Source organism: Streptomyces sp. NPDC007808 (genome assembly GCF_042868655.1).
Taxonomy (GTDB): Bacteria; Actinomycetota; Actinomycetes; order Streptomycetales; family Streptomycetaceae; genus Streptomyces.
Genome location: NZ_JBIAEQ010000005.1, coordinates 67724 through 82961, shown reverse-complemented (window position 1 = coordinate 82961; position 15238 = coordinate 67724). Strand labels below are relative to the sequence as shown.

Sequence of the window (15238 nt, the reverse complement as noted above, 5' to 3'; positions counted from 1 at the left end):
CTCTTCCATCTGCGGGAACGCGCCACCTCGTATCTCTGGCGACGTTCTGTTTCAGTCATACAGACAGGGGTGGTTGATCATTCCCTCGACGGTGGCTAGCGTCCTCGTGTGTGCACGGTCCGCATATGCGGAATCGCGCCGCCCTTTCAAGCGTGGAGCGAGGGTACGGGGGATAGATGCCGATACCAGACGCCCTTTCCGGACGGTCTTCATCCTTCTCGGAAAACCTCCTTGAGGCATTTTCGGCAACGGTGGAGAAGTATCCCGAAAGGGAAGCAGTACGCTGCGGCGAAGAAAGCCTCAGCTATCGTCGATTGGACGCGCGGGCGAACTCGCTGGCCCAGAGAATTCTGCTGACCGTGTCGGCGGGCGATCAGGGTATTGCCCTCATGGTGAATCGTTCCACCGATATGGTGGCCGCCGCACTCGCCGTCCTGAAGACCGGCAATTTCTACGTCCCCCTCGATCCCGCCTCCCCCCGCGCCAGAACACAGGCGATCCTCGAAGAGGCGGCTCCGCCCCTCGTCCTGGCCTCACGCTCGCTGTCCGGCCGGGTTCCCGCAGGCGTGCCCGTGGCCTACGTGGACGACGTGCCCGACGATCCCGATGACCGGACGTACACCGCGCCGGGCATCGCGCCCTCCAGCCGTGCCTACGTCATCTTCACGTCCGGAACCACAGGCCGTCCCAAGGGCGTCGAGGTCACCCACCACAACGTTCTGCGGCTCTTCCGCAGCAGCCAGGCCCTGTTCGGATTCGACCACGAGGACGTGTGGTCCCTCTTCCACTCGTTCGCCTTCGACTTCTCCGTATGGGAGATGTGGGGAGCCCTCCTGCACGGCGGCCGGATCGTGGTCGTTCCCGGCGACACCGCCCGGGACCCGGCCGCGTTCCGCCGGCTGCTGGCCGAGCAGAGGGTGACCGTCCTGAGCCAGACCCCCACCGCGTTCGCCCAGTTGGTCGCCGAGGAGGCCCGCCACGACGAGCGGCTGCCCCTGAAGTGGGTGGTGTTCGGCGGAGAGGCGCTGCGTTTCACCGACCTCGCGCCGTGGACGGACAAGTACGGGGACCGCACTCCTGCGCTCGTCAACATGTACGGCATCACCGAGATCACCGTGCACGCCACATACCGGCGCGTGCTGCGCGAGGACCTCGACCGCGGCGGCAGCCTGATCGGCCGCCCGTTGCCCGATCTCGGGGTGCTCATCACCGACGACGACCTGACACCCGTCCCCGATGGGCAGCCGGGCGAGATCGTGGTGACCGGACCAGGCGTCGCCAGGGGCTATCTCGGCCGTCCGGAACTGACGGCCCAGCGCTTCGTCACGGTCACCGGCGCCGACGGCCGCCCGGTGCGCGGCTACCGCTCCGGAGACCTGGGACGCCGCCTGCCCGACGGCGACATCGAGTATCTGGGCCGGGCCGACGAACAGGTCAAGATCCGGGGCTTCCGAGTCGAACTGGGCGAGGTCGAGGCGGCGTTGACCGCCCATCCCGCCGTCCGGCAGGCCGCTGCCGCCCGGGAGGACGCCGACGGCACGCCCACCCTCGTCGCCTACGTCGTACCCGATCCGTCGGTCCCCCTGGACGAACCCGGCCTGCGAGCCCACCTGCTGCAGCGGTTACCGGACTACATGGTGCCCGCCGCCCTGCGGACCCTGGAGGCCCTGCCCCTCACCGCCAACGGGAAGCTGGACCGGGACGCGCTCGGCGCACAAGGGCTGCCCCTGTCCGGCGGCCCCGCCGACGCTCCCCCCGCACCGGGCGGCGCGTTCTCCGGTTCCCTGCGCGAGGAGCTGATCCGCGAGCTGTTCGCCCAGGTGCTGGACCGCGACAGGCTCGACCCCGACGACGACTTCTTCGCGCTCGGCGGTCACTCGCTGACAGCCATCCGCGTGGTCAACCGGATCCGGGCACTGCTGGGCGTGGAGGTCGCCCTCAAGGACCTGTTCGACACCCGTACCCCGGCGGCCCTCGCCCGCCAACTGCAGACGGGACCGGACCGCGCACGGCCCGCCCTCACCCCGACCGACCGGTCCGGTGACGTCCCGCTGTCCTTCGCCCAGCAGCGGCTGTGGATCCTGCAGCAGGTGCACGGCGAGAACCCGGCCTACCACATCCCCTACGCCCTGCGCCTGAACGGCCGCGTCGACGTGGCGGCTCTCGAAGCGGCCCTGCGGGACGTGGTGCGGCGGCACGAGATCCTGCGGACGCTGTACGTCGACCGGGAGGGCACCCCGTACCAGAGGATCCTCGCCCCGGCGGACGCCGCTGTGCGACTGGTCGTCCGCCGTGCCACCCCCGGCCAGGTGGACCCCCTCCTCACCGAGGAAGCGCGACGGAGCTTCGACCTGGCGGCCGACCTGCCCCTGCGTGCCACGCTCTTCGAGACCGGCGCCGAACGCAGCGTGCTGCTCCTGGTGCTGCACCACATCGCCGGTGACGGCTGGTCGCTCGAACCGCTCATGCGGGACCTGACCGAGGCGTACACGGCCCGGCTGTCCGGCACGGCGCCCGCGTGGCCGCCCCTGCCCGTCCAGTACGCCGACTACGCCCTGTGGCAGCGGCGTCTGCTGGAGGGCGACGACCGGCCCGGGACCCTGGCGGCCGACCAACTCGCTTACTGGCGGGCGGCGCTGGAGGACGCACCGGAGGAGCTGGCGCTGCCCGCCGACCGTCCCCGCCCGGCCGATCCCGGCTTCCTCGGCGACATGGTTCCCGTCGACCTCGACGCGACGCTGAGCGCCGACCTGTTCGCCCTGGCCCGGCGCAGCGGTTGCACGGTCCACATGGTCCTCCAAGCGGCGGTGGCCGCACTGCTGACCCGACTGGGAGCGGGCACCGACCTCCCGATCGGCAACGCCGTCGCGGGCCGCGGCGATCAGGCGCTGCACCCTCTCGTGGGGTTCTTCGTCAACACGGTGGTGACACGCACCGACACCTCCGGCAACCCGAGCTTCGCGGAGCTGCTGCGCCGGGTACGGACGGGCAGTCTCGCCGCCTACGACCACCAGGACCTGCCCTTCGAGCGGCTGGTCGAGGTGCTGAACCCGCCCCGCTCAGCCGCTCGTCACCCTCTCTTCCAGGTCATGTTCGCAGCCCAGAGCGGCATCCCGGACGACTTCGCCCTGCCCGGACTCGAGGTCTCCTCCCAGCCGGTGACCACCGGCACCGCCAAGTTCGACCTGTCCTTCAAGTTCGACGCCGAAGGCGGGGCGCCCCACGCGCCGCAGCGCATCCTGGGCGACCTGGAGTACAGCCGCGACCTCTTCGACCGGGAGACCGCCGAGCACATCGCCGCCTGCCTGGTCCGGCTGCTGCGGGACGCGGTGGCCCGGCCCGACGTACGGCTCGGCCGCCTCGCCGTCCTGGATCCGGCCGAACACCGGCTGCTGGTGGTGGACCGCAACGACACGGACGCGCCCTACCCACACCGGAAGACCGTCGCGGACCTCGTCGAGGAGCAGACGGACCGCACCCCCGACGCGACGGCCCTGATCCAGCAGGACGTCCGGTGGACGTACCGGCGGCTCGACGAACGCGCCAACCAGTACGCCCACCTGCTGCGGGCCCTGGGCGTGGGCCCGGGCACGATCGCCGGGATCTGCCTGCCGCGCGGCCCGGAGGCCGTGGCCGCCATGCTCGGCGTGTGGAAGGCGGGCGGCGCGTACGTGCCCCTGGACCCGGAGCTGCCCGCGGAACGGCTGCGGTACATGGCCGCGGACAGCGGGGCCGCTCTCCTGATCGGCCGGGGCGACCTCGCCGACGGCATCGCCCCGGACGGCACCGAGGTGGTCCTGGTCGACTCCGACGCACGGCTCGACGCCGCCCCGGTCCTGCGGCCCGAGCGCGACACCGGCGGAAGGGATCTGGCGTACGCCATCTACACCTCCGGTTCCACCGGCAAGCCCAAATGCGTGTTGATCGAGCACGGCGGTGTGGTCAACCGGCTGCTCGACATGGCACGGCGGTTCCGTCTGACCGCCCAGGACATCAGTCTGCAGATCACCTCCCTGGCCTTCGAACCTCCGGTGCGCGAGATCTTCGGGCCGCTGGCGGTGGGCGCGTCCGTCGCCCTGCTGCCGGAGGAGGGCAGCCGGGACCCCGGCGTCGTCATCGGCGCGATCCGCGACAACCGTCCCACCGTCATCCTCTGCGTCGTGCCCTCGCTGCTGGAGTCGGTCATCGTGTACGGGGCCGACCCGGCCGACTTCTCCTCGCTGCGGCTGGTCGGCACCGCGGGGGAGACGCTGCGCCCGGGCGAGGCGCGTGAGCTGCTGGACCGCTGGGGCTGCGAGGTGGTCAACCAGCTCGGCCCCACCGAGACCACGATGATGAGCGTCGTCCACCGGGTGCGCCCTCAGGACCTGGACGGCGTCATCCCCGTGGGACGACCGCTGGCCAACACCCGCGTCCACGTCCTCGACCAGTGGCTCAACCCGGTACCCGTGGGCGTCACGGGCGAGCTGTACCTGGCCGGCGCCGGCGTCGGGCGCGGATATCTGGGCCGGCCCGGGCTGACCGCCGCGCGGTTCGTCGCCGACCCGTTCGGGGCGCCCGGCGAGCGGATGTACCGAAGCGGGGACCTGGCGCGCTGGCGGCGGGACGGCACCCTGGAGTTCGCGGGCCGGGCCGACGACCAGGTCAAGGTGCGCGGTTTCCGCATCGAACCCGGCGAGATCGAGACGGTCCTGACCGAACATCCCGGGATCGCGCGCGCGGCGGTCGTCGTACGCGAGGACCGGCCCGGCGACAAGCGGCTCGTCGCCTACGTGGTACCCGGATCGCCGGACGGCCCCGGTCCCGCCGAGCTGCGCGACCACCTCGGCGCGCGGGTACCCGAACACATGGTGCCGGCCGCGTTCGTGAGCCTGGAGACCCTTCCGCTGCGGGGCAACGGCAAGCTCAACCGGGACCTGCTGCCGGCGCCCGATCTCACCGACCACGTCAGCACCCGGCGCCCCAGATCACCGCGTGAGGAAGTGCTGTGCGAACTGTTCGCCGAGGTGCTCGGACTGCCCTCGGTCGGCATCGACGACGACTTCTTCCAGCTCGGCGGGCACTCACTGCTGGCGGCCCGGCTGATCAGCCGGGTGCGTGACACCCTCGGTCTGCGGATCGGCATGCGCACCCTGTTCGAGGCGCCCACCGTGGCCGGGCTGGCCGAACACGCCGGCATCGGCAACGGGGACAGCGCTCTGGAGGTCGAACTGCCGCTGCGTACGGTCGGCACGCGGCCCCCACTGTTCTGCATCCACCCCGGCGGCGGTCTCAGCTGGAGCTACGCGGGCTTCCTGAAGCACATCCCCGGCGACGTCCCGGTTTACGGCATCCAGGCACGGGGCCTGCTCCACCCGGACGCCATGCCCGCCACCGTGGAGGAGATGGCCGCCGACTATGTCGAGCGGATCCGGGCCATCCAGCCCACCGGCCCCTATCACCTGCTGGGCTGGTCGTTCGGCGGCATCGTCGCCTTCGAGATGACCGCACAACTCCAGCGGCAGGGGCATGAGGTGGCGCTGCTGACCATGCTCGACTGCTATCCGGGTGTGCCCGATCACTACCGCCTGGACGACCGGGAGATGCTGGCGGCGCTGCTGGACCCGTCCCGGCCGCAGGCCGTCCCGCAGGAGGGCTCGCCCGAGATCGCCAAGGCGGTGGAGATCCTGCGGAACGACACCGGAGCCCTCGCCAGCCTCCAGGAAGCGCAGTTGGTCGCCCTGCTGACGGCGATGGCGCACAACCGGCACATCGTGGGCCGGTACGAGCCGAAGCGGATCACCGGCGACGTGCTGTTCTTCATGGCGACACAGGGCCGCACCGAGGGAGCCCCCATGCCCGACGTCTGGAAGGAGTTCGTGGACGGCGAGGTGATGTGGCACCCGATCGAGACCACCCACACGAACATGAACCACCCCGCCCCGCTCGCGGAGATCGGCCGTCATCTCTGCGCCGCCCTCGAGCGGCCGGTGTCCCCCCAGGGAGCCGGTACGGCCCCCGCGAACGGAGACGACTGATGACGAACCCCTTCGACGATCCGGACGCGCTGTACCGGGTCCTGCGCAACGCGGAAGGCCAGTACTCCCTGTGGCCGTCCTTCGCCGATGTCCCGCCGGGCTGGGACATGGTCCTCGCGGACCGGCCCCGCCCGGAATGCGTGGCGTACGTGGAGGAGCACTGGACCGACCTGCGCCCGGCCGGCCTCGTGGTCTCCGGACGCCCCGACCCGGGCACGGGTGGGTGACCGTTGTCGTCCAACCTGTGGGTCCTGCGGGACCGTTCGGTGCTGTGCCTGCTGTCGGCCCGGTCCGTCTCCCTGCTCGGCAACGCGATCGCTCCGGTCGCCCTGGCCTTCACCGTTCTCGAACTGCCCGACGGGTCGGCCACCGGGCTCGGCCTGGTGCTCACCGCCCGGCTGGCGAGCCAGGTGGTGTTCGTCCTGCTGGGCGGCGTCGTCGCCGACCGGTGGCCCAAGTACCGGGTGATGGTCGGAGCGGATGTGGTGGCCGGCCTCGCGCAGGGCGCCGCGGCCGCGCTGGTGATCACCGAGCACGCATCGACGCTCTCCCTCGCCCTCCTGGCCTGCGTCAACGGCGCCGCCGCCGCACTCTTCGAACCGGCCTCCCGGTCCGTGATGCCGCAGCTCGTCTCCGGGGACGTCCTGCAGTCCGCCAACGGCCTGCTGCAACTGGCCATGCGCGGCGGCAACATCATCGGTGCGGCCGTCGCCGGGATCCTGGTCGCCCTGGTCGGCGCCGGCCCGACGCTGGCCATCGACGCGGCCTCCTTCCTCATCTCCGCCGCGCTCCTGCTGGGGATCCGGCTGAAGTCGACCCCGCCCGCCGAGAGGTCCGCTTCCCTTTTCCGGGAACTGCGGGACGGCTGGAAGGAGTTCACGGCACGCCAGTGGGTGTGGCTGATGGTGGCCCAGCTGTGCTTCGTGAACGTGCTGCTGGCCGGCGGCTTCTACGTGCTCGGCCCGGTGGTCGCCAAGGACCACCTGGGCGGGGCGCCCGCCTGGAGTCTGATCCTCACCGCGCAGGCCATCGGCTATGTGGTCGGCAGTACCACGGCCGTACGGCTGCGCACCCGCCACCCGATCCGGCTGGCCGCCCTGCTCACCATGGGCTTCCCGCTGCCTCTGTTCCTGCTCGCCGCCGAGGCGCCGGTCGCCGCCGTCGCCGTGCTCGCCTTCGCGGCGGGCGTCTGCATCGACGTCTACGAAGTGCTGCTGGACACCGCCCTGCAGAAGAACGTGCCCGAGGAGAAACTCGCCCGGGTCATGTCGTACGAGGCCGTGGGCTCCTTCGCGTTCGTCCCCCTCGGCCTCGCCCTCGCCGGTCCCGCGTCGGCAGCGCTCGGCGTCGGTCCCGCACTGGTGGGGGCCGGTGTGCTGATCGTGCTGGCGGGACCCCTCGTCCTGCTGCTGCCCTCGGTGCGCGCGGTCGACGACGGGCAGCCCCCGGCGAGCGCGACGTCCGAGGTCTCCGTCCCGGCTTCCGGCCCGCCCGGCAACCGCCCGGAAGCGGGCGGCGAACCGGCCCGCGGCGATCACCGTTTGGAGGAATCATGACCACGTTCGCCACGACCGACAGCACCGCGTCCCACCGCCGGCTGACCGGCTGGAGCGGCGACGCCGACTACTTCGTCTTCCGCGAGTACGACACCTTCGAGCCGAGGTCGCTCCTCGACGTCCTGCACGGCCGGATCGCCGGAGTCATGTTCCGCGGCATGGTGAAGCCGGACACCTGCGCCGAACTGGCCGAGCGGTTCTGGGCCAGCCCCGCCAGGAGGACCCGCGGCGCGGAGGCCCCCGGCTACTTCCTGGGCGCCTTCCACTACCACAAGACCACCGCGGCGTACCTGGACGAGACCGCGGAGGTGGCCGCCGCCCTCGATGACGTGCTGGCCGTCCCGGAAGACCCCCTGAAGATCTTCTACGAAGGGCTGGACAGGGTGCTGGCCGAGGACGGCGCCACGGTGCGGCCGGCCCGGCACGAGGGCCGGGAGGCCTGCCGCGGACTGCTGCGCTCCTGGCACGGCCAGGGCGAGTACGCGCTGGCTCCGCACGACGACCTGTCCCAGTGCACGGAACCGCAGCAGGCCGACTTCGAGATACAGAAGGTGGCCGGCCACCAGCCCGCGGCACTGAACATCTGCCTGGAGAACGGCGACGGCGGCCGACTCGCGTACTGGAACATCCGGCCCGACGAGACGTCCAAGCGGGCACTGGGCCTGCACTACACGGGTTCGCCCTACCCGCTGGACACCCTGGACGGAATCGAGCTGAAGTGGGTCGACGTGCACGCCGGTGACGTCTACGTCTTCAACGGCGCCCATGTCCACGCGGTCGAGCCCAACACCGATCCGCAGCTGCGCCGCACCACGCTCGCGGGCATCCTCGGCTTCGTCGACGACAGCACCGTGGTGTCGTGGACATGAGCGACAGGCACCCTTTCCCCACCCGGCTGCTGCGCAGGCCGTCCGACGACGCCGAAGCCCGGGTCTTCTGCTTCCCGTACTCCGGTGTGGGCGGCTCGATGTTCAGCCAGTGGCCCCGTGTGATCGGCACCGCCGAGGTGTGCCCGATCCAGCTCCCGGCCAGGGAGAACCGGGTGCGGGAGCCGCACTACGGCACCTACGAGGAACTGGCCGCCGACCTGGTCGAGCAGCTGCTTCCCTATCTGGACCGGCCGTTCGTGCTGTTCGGACACTGCGCGGGCGCGCTGCCCGCGTTCGAGACGGCGGCCCTGCTGGCCGAGCGGGGCCTGCCCCTGCCGCACCGGCTGGTCGTCTCGGCCCAGGTGCCCCCGCACCACTGCCCGCAGGACCGCTTCCTGGACATGGACGACGAGCAACTCGGCCGGGAGCTGGGCCGGATCATCGTCGAGCGGGGCGGTGAACCGCATCCCGCCCTGATCGAGCTGACCCTGGAGGTGCTGCACCAGGACCTCGACGCCAACCGTGTCTACCGTCGCCAGCGCCCACTGACCCTGCCCGTCGGCATCACCGCGCTGCACTGGGCCGACGACGAGGAGATCACCGCGGAGCAGATCCGGCCGTGGCGGGAGTACTCGGCGGACGTCCGGTTCTCCGTGCTCGACGGCGGGCACTACGCCTTCCTCTCCGCACCCGAGCAGCTGACGGACCTCCTCGCCTCGCTGCTCGCCGACCCGAAAAGCCCCGAGCCGAGTGGTGCGGGGACCGGTCACTCAGGAGGTCACGGCTGATCATGCAGACCATTCACGGGGTGTTCGCCGAGCGGGTCCGCCAGACGCCCGACGCGGTCGCGGTCAGCGCCCACGACGGCGAGCTGACCTACGCCGCGCTCGACGCCAGAGCCGACCGGACGGCAGGGCGGCTGCGGCGGCACGGAGTGCGGCCCGGAGACGTCGTCGCCGTCCACGCCGAGCGCTCCGCCGCCGCGGTGGTGATGCTCCTCGCCGTGCTCAAGGCCGGTTCCGCCTACCTGGCGCTGGACGCCCGACAGCCCTTCGAACGGCGGCAGACGATCCTCGACGACGCCTCGGTGAAGGTGGTGCTGTCGTCACCCCATCTGGCGGCCGAGATGTCGACCCACGGCCGTACGGTGCTCACCCCGGACGACGGCGAGCAGGCGGACGACGGTCTGCCCGCCGCGGGGCCGGCCGCCGGGACCGGACCGGAGGACATCGCCTACGTCGCCTACACCTCGGGGTCCACCGGCCGTCCCAAGGGGGTGTGCGTCCCGCACCGGGCGGTGCTGCGCCTGGTGGTCGGGACGGACATCACCGACATCCGCGCGGACGACGTGTTCCTCCAGTTCGCGCCCCTCGCCTTCGACGCGTCGACCTGGGAGGTCTGGGGGGCGCTGCTGTCCGGGGCACGGCTCGCCGTCGCCCCGCCCGGGCAGCCGTCCGCCGCCGAACTGACCGCGTACGCGGGCCGCGCGGGCGTTACGGTGATGTGGCTGACCGCCGGCCTGTTCCACCAGGTCGTCGACACCGCTCTGGACGACCTGCGCGGGCTGCGCTGCCTGCTGGCGGGAGGCGACGTGCTGTCCGGGCCGCATGTCGCCCGCGCCGTCGCCGCCCTGCCCGACACCACCGTCGTCAACGGCTACGGCCCCACGGAGAACACCACGTTCAGCTGCTGCCACCCCATGCGGGAGGCGCCCGCCACCGCGACGGTCCCGATCGGCCGGCCCATCAGGGGCACCGGGGCGCGGGTCCTGGACGAGCGGCTGCGCCCCGTGCCGGACGGCGAGGAAGGCGAACTGTACGTCACCGGTGACGGCCTGGCCCACGGCTATCTCGGAGACCCGGGACGGACCGCCGAGCGGTTCGTGGCCGACCCGTACGCACCCGTGCCCGGCGCCCGCATGTACCGCACCGGAGACCGGGTGCGGCGGCTGTCCGACGGCACGCTGGAGTTCCTCGGGCGCGACGACGACCAGGTGAAGATCCGGGGCTTCCGGGTCGAGACCGGCGAGGTGGAGTCGGCGCTGGCCGCGCTGCCCGGCGTGGCCCGGGCCGCGGTCGTCGTCCAACGGGCACCGTCCGGGGAACGCCGGCTGATCGGCCACGTGGTCGCCGACGACGCAGGACCCCTCTCGGCACTGGAGGTGCGGGAGCGCCTCGTTCGGGTGCTGCCGGACTACTGCGTGCCCGCCCTCGTGCGGAACGTCGACACACTGCCGCTCACCCCGAACGGCAAGGTGGACCGCGCGGCCCTGGCCGCCACGTCGGTGCAGGACAGGCCCGAGCTGAGCGCGCCCCACCGGGCACCCGAGTCGCCGCTGGAACAGGCGATCGTCCAGATGTGGACGGACCACATCGGCGTCGTCGGTATCGGCGCGGATGACGACTTCTTCGAGATCGGCGGGCACTCGCTGCTGGCCGTCACGATCCTGGGCGAACTGCGGCGGTCGTACGGCGTCGACATCTCGCCGCGCTCTCTGTATCGGGACCCGAGCCCTGCCGGACTTGCCCGAGCCGTGGCGGAAGCGAGGTCGCAGTCGTGACGCAGGACCTGGCGGGCGGCTGGTCCGTGACCGACCTCGACGCGGTCGACCTGGACGGCGTCGACCTGTTCGACGCGGGCTTCCACGCAGAGGGCGACCCCCACCTGGTGTGGGCGGCGATGCGGCGCCGGGCGCCGCTGCACCGCCAGGAGCTGCCGGACGGACGCGCCTTCTGGTCGGTCACCCGCTACCAGGACGCCTGCCGGGTGCTCGGTCAGCACCGTGAGTTCACGTCCGAGCGGGGCAGCCTCCTCCAGCAGCTCGGGCGCGGTGACGCCGCGGCGGGCAAGATGCTCGTCGCCACGGACCCGCCCCGCCACGGCGAACTGCGCCGACCGCTGCGGGCCCTGTTCAGCGGTGCCTCGCTGGCGGCGGCGGAGCAGCGGATCCGCACGGCCGTGGACGCGGCCCTGCGATCGGTCGCCGACGACCAGGTGTGGGACGTGAGCGAGCATGCCGCGCTGCTGCCGATGGCGGCGGCCGCGGCGCTGATGGACCTGCCCGAGGAGGACTGGCCGGACCTCGTGCGATGGACCGGCATGGCGGCGGCGCCCGAGGATCCGGTCCACCGCACCGGCAGCAGCGCCGCGACGCTCGCCATCGCGCACCACGAGCTGTTCGAGTACTTCGCGCGAGAAGCCCGGGCGAGGGCGGGCACCGAGGGCAAGGACCTCATCCGCCACCTGACGGCCGCCTCCGTGGAGGGGACCGCGCTCACCCGGGACGAGGTCGTCGTCAACTGCTACAGCGTGCTGCTCGGCGCGAACGCCACCACCCCGCACACCGCGGCGGGCACCGTGCTCGCCCTCGCCCGGAACCCGCAGGTGTACCGGGCGGTGCGGGAGAACCCGGAACTCGTCCCGGCGCTCGTGGAAGAGGGACTGCGCTGGACGTCCGCCGCCCGCTCCTTCCTGCGGTACGCGGTCAAGGACGTCGAACTCAGCGGCGGCGTGGTGCCGGCGGGGGACGCGGTGGCGGTGTGGGTGGGCTCGGCCAACCGCGACGAGACGGTCTTCGCCGACCCCGAGCGGTTCCTCGTGCCCCGGCCCGACAACCGGCACATCGCGTTCGGCTACGGCCCCCACTACTGCCTGGGCGCGGCCGTGGGCCGACTGACCCTGCGCGTCCTCTTCGAGCGGATCGTCGCCCTGGTCGAGGAGTTCGAGCCGGCCGGACCGCCGCGTCGGCTCGCGTCCAACTTCGTGGCGGGATTCACCCGACTGCCCGTCCGCACCCGGCTGAGCGCGGACGCACGCCGTCGCGTCCCGAGCCAGGCCCGTCCGCTCTGAGGGGAGCCCATGACTGCCTCTGTCACCGACCTGCTGCTGGATCTCGTGCGCACGCACCTGGGCGATGCGGACATCGGCCCCGACGACGACTTCTACGCGATGGGCGGGGACTCGCTCACCGCGCTGCGCGTCGTCACCGACGCGCAGAGCCGGGGTCTTGCCGTCTCCCTGCGGGACCTTCTGTACTACCCGACGGCCCGCGAACTGGCGGCCCACCTCGAACAGGCCACCGCGCAGAAGGACGCGGAGGCGTCCGTGTCCGGTGCTGCCGGACCGGCTCCCGCCGGTCTGCTCGACCCTGCCGACCGGGCCCTGGTGCCCGACGGAGTGACCGAGGCGATCCCGGCCTCGGCACTGCAGGTCGGGATGATCTACCTGTGCGAGGCGAGCGGGGATCGCGAGCTGTACCACTCCAGGACGGGCTGGCGGACCCGGGCGGCCTTCGACGAGAAGCTGTTCGGTGCGGCGCTGACCGAGGTGAGCCGCCGCCACCCGGCGCTGCGCACCTCCTTCGAACTCGGCACGTTCTCGGTGCCCGTCCAACTGGTGTGGGCCGAGGCCGAGCCACGGTTCACCGTCGAGCCGGCCGGCGAGGACGGTCCGCACACGGCGGCCGAGCTCGCCCGGAAGTGGAGTGCGGAGCAGGTGAACCGGCCCTTCGACTGGAGCGCGGCGCCGCTGCTGCGCTGCCATGTCGTCACCGATCGGGACTCCTTCCAGGTGGCGCTCTCCTGCCATCACGCCATCGCCGACGGCTGGGGCCTGGGACGGCTGATCATGGACATGCTCACGGTGTACGACGCGTTGCTGCGCGGCGTCACCCCCGACCTGCCGGAGCTGCCCGCCACCGCCCACCGGGACTTCGCCGCCGCCGAGGCCGCGGCGCTCGCCTCCCCCGATGCAGCGGAGTTCTGGCGGGCCGAGGCGGACGCGCCGGTGCTGCTGATCGACCCGGGCGCCCGCCCGGCCGCGGCGAACCCGGTCGGCCAGCACGCCTTCGACGTGGAGCCGGAGCTGCTCGCGGCGTTGCGGTCCGCGGCACGGCGGTCGGGGGCGTCGTTGAAGGCCTTCGTGCTCGGTGTGCACGCATGGACGCTCAGCGCCTGGCTCGGCCGCGACCAGGACATCGTCACCGGCGTGGTGGTCAGCACCCGCCCGGAGACCGCGGACTGCGACCTGGTGGTCGGCCTGCACCTGAACACGCTGCCCATGCGGTTCACGCGGACCGCCCGATCGTGGGCGGACCTCGCCGGGGACGCCATGACGGCCGAGCGGCGGTCCCTTCCCCACCGGGCGTTTCCCCTCGCCGAGATCGAGAACCGGCTCGGTCGTCCGGCCTTCGACGTCACGTTCAACTACACCGACTTCCACGTCTACGACGGCCTGGAGAGCCTGACCGCCCTGCGGGCCGACGGCTGGTGGGTGGCGGGCAAGCCCAGTTTCCCGTTCCGCGTCGACTTCGAGGTCGAGGGACTGGAGGGCGGCAGCCGCGTCGTCGTGGACTTCGATCCCGGCCTGGTGGATCCGGAGCACGCGGGGCGTTACACCGAGTTGTACCGGCAGGCGCTGGCCGTCGCGGCCGAGGATCCCTCGGCGCCGGCCGGACGGCCGTCCGTCTCGCGGGCGGTGCGGGTATGACGGGCGGTCGGCCGGTCATCGCCGTCGTCTACGACAAGGGGGCCGTGGCCGCTGGGGACATCGCCGTGGGTCTGCGTGACCTCGCGGACATCGTGTTCGTGGTGGCCCCCACCGATCATGTGGCGCGGCTCGCCGAGGTACTGGGCACCCTGGGCGCCGTACTCCCGCTCACGGGCGACCCGGCGGCCGACGCCGCGGCGCTGCGCGGGTACGGGCCGTCGGCGCTGGTCACCTTCAGCGAACCGATGCTGCGGACTGCTGCCCGACTCGCCGCCGATCTCGGGCTGCCCTTCCACGACGAGGACACCGCCCGCCTGCTCACCGACAAGGTGCGCCAGCGGCGACGGCTCAGGGAGGCTGGGGTCGACGAGGTGCGCAGCCATCCGCTGCGCACTCCGGCGGACTGGGCCTCGGCGGTCGCGGCGGTCGGTCTCCCCGCGATCGTGAAGCCCGTCAGAGGCGAAGGCAGCCGCAACACCCACGCGGTGCACGACGCGGCCGCGGCCCCGGCCCTGCTCGCCGAACTGTTCGACGTGATGCGCACGTCCGACGGCCGCGAAGCGCCGCTGGTCGTCGAGGAACTGCTCGTGGGCAGGCCCGGTCTGCCGTCCGGCGACTACGTGTCCGTCGAGAGCATGTGCGGCCCCGACGGGGTCGTCCACTTGGCGCTGACGGGTAAGTTCCCGCTGGTACACCCCTTCCGGGAACCGGGCCAGTACTGGCCGGCGCAGGTGTCCGACGCGGAACGGCGGGAGATCCTCGATCTGACCACGCGCGCGCTCATCGCCCTGGGCGTGCGCACCGGCCTGACCCACACCGAGATCAAGCTGACCCCGGCGGGCCCGAGGATCATCGAGGTCAACGGGCGCGTCGGCGGGCACATCAACGAGCTGTCCCGGCGCGCCTGCGGAGTCGACCTGGTGCGGCTCGCGGGCCGGCAGGCGCTCGGCGAGGACGTCGAGGCCGGCGAACTGCGGCCGGAGCGCGTGCACTTCCAGCATCACGGGCTCGCGCCGATCGACCCCTGCCGGTTCGTCGCCGTCCACGGCCGGCGGGAGGTGCGGCAGTTGGACGGGATCCGCGGGTACCGCACCTTCGTGCGGCCCGGCGACGAACTGCCCGGCGGGGTGATGACCCACGAGATGGACATCCTGTGGGGCGCCTGCGACGACCACGACGCGATGACCGCCGTGATCGCGAAGGCCCTGGCGGTTCTCACCTACGAATTCGAGGACGCGGACGGCATCCGCCGGGTACCCGCCGCGTCCCTGCTGACCTGACCCGGTTCACGAACCCCTGCGCAGGAAGG

9 protein-coding genes are annotated in these 15238 nt (G+C 72.2%); all 9 read left to right on the top strand.

The window, feature by feature from the left end; translation table 11 throughout:
- Nucleotides 1-176 precede the first annotated feature (176 nt).
- The 9 genes from ACFYNL_RS19575 to ACFYNL_RS19535 are packed head-to-tail and all read left to right on the top strand — an operon-like array spanning nucleotide 177 to nucleotide 15209.
- Nucleotides 177-6017, top strand: a complete 5841-nt coding sequence (locus ACFYNL_RS19575) for an amino acid adenylation domain-containing protein (protein WP_388804818.1) — start codon at nucleotides 177-179, stop codon at nucleotides 6015-6017.
- Nucleotides 6017-6244: an MbtH family protein gene (locus ACFYNL_RS19570; RefSeq protein ID WP_388804815.1), complete on the top strand. Its 228-nt coding sequence runs from the start codon at nucleotides 6017-6019 to the stop codon at nucleotides 6242-6244. The genes ACFYNL_RS19575 and ACFYNL_RS19570 overlap by 1 nt, the downstream gene beginning before the upstream one ends.
- Before the next feature lie 3 nt (nucleotides 6245-6247).
- Nucleotides 6248-7573 (top strand): MFS transporter, encoded by a 1326-nt coding sequence (locus ACFYNL_RS19565; RefSeq protein WP_388804813.1) that lies wholly within the window; start codon nucleotides 6248-6250, stop codon nucleotides 7571-7573.
- On the top strand, nucleotides 7570-8442 hold the full coding sequence (locus ACFYNL_RS19560; protein ID WP_388804811.1) for a hypothetical protein: 873 nt from the start codon (nucleotides 7570-7572) through the stop codon (nucleotides 8440-8442). Before ACFYNL_RS19565 ends, ACFYNL_RS19560 begins: the two co-directional genes overlap by 4 nt.
- Nucleotides 8439-9230 carry a thioesterase II family protein gene (locus ACFYNL_RS19555; protein ID WP_388804808.1) on the top strand — a complete coding sequence of 264 codons (792 nt, stop codon included), beginning with the start codon at nucleotides 8439-8441 and terminating at the stop codon, nucleotides 9228-9230. The genes ACFYNL_RS19560 and ACFYNL_RS19555 overlap by 4 nt, the downstream gene beginning before the upstream one ends.
- 2 nt (nucleotides 9231-9232) lie before the next feature.
- Nucleotides 9233-11002: an amino acid adenylation domain-containing protein gene (locus ACFYNL_RS19550; protein ID WP_388804806.1), complete on the top strand. Its 1770-nt coding sequence runs from the start codon at nucleotides 9233-9235 to the stop codon at nucleotides 11000-11002.
- Entirely contained in the window at nucleotides 10999-12291 is a 1293-nt protein-coding gene (locus tag ACFYNL_RS19545; protein WP_388804803.1) for a cytochrome P450, read from the top strand. Before ACFYNL_RS19550 ends, ACFYNL_RS19545 begins: the two co-directional genes overlap by 4 nt.
- Before the next feature lie 9 nt (nucleotides 12292-12300).
- Nucleotides 12301-13929 carry a condensation domain-containing protein gene (locus tag ACFYNL_RS19540; RefSeq protein ID WP_388804801.1) on the top strand — a complete coding sequence of 543 codons (1629 nt, stop codon included), beginning with the start codon at nucleotides 12301-12303 and terminating at the stop codon, nucleotides 13927-13929.
- Nucleotides 13926-15209, top strand: a complete 1284-nt coding sequence (locus ACFYNL_RS19535; protein ID WP_388804798.1) for an acetyl-CoA carboxylase biotin carboxylase subunit family protein — start codon at nucleotides 13926-13928, stop codon at nucleotides 15207-15209. Before ACFYNL_RS19540 ends, ACFYNL_RS19535 begins: the two co-directional genes overlap by 4 nt.
- Nucleotides 15210-15238: the final 29 nt, after the last annotated feature.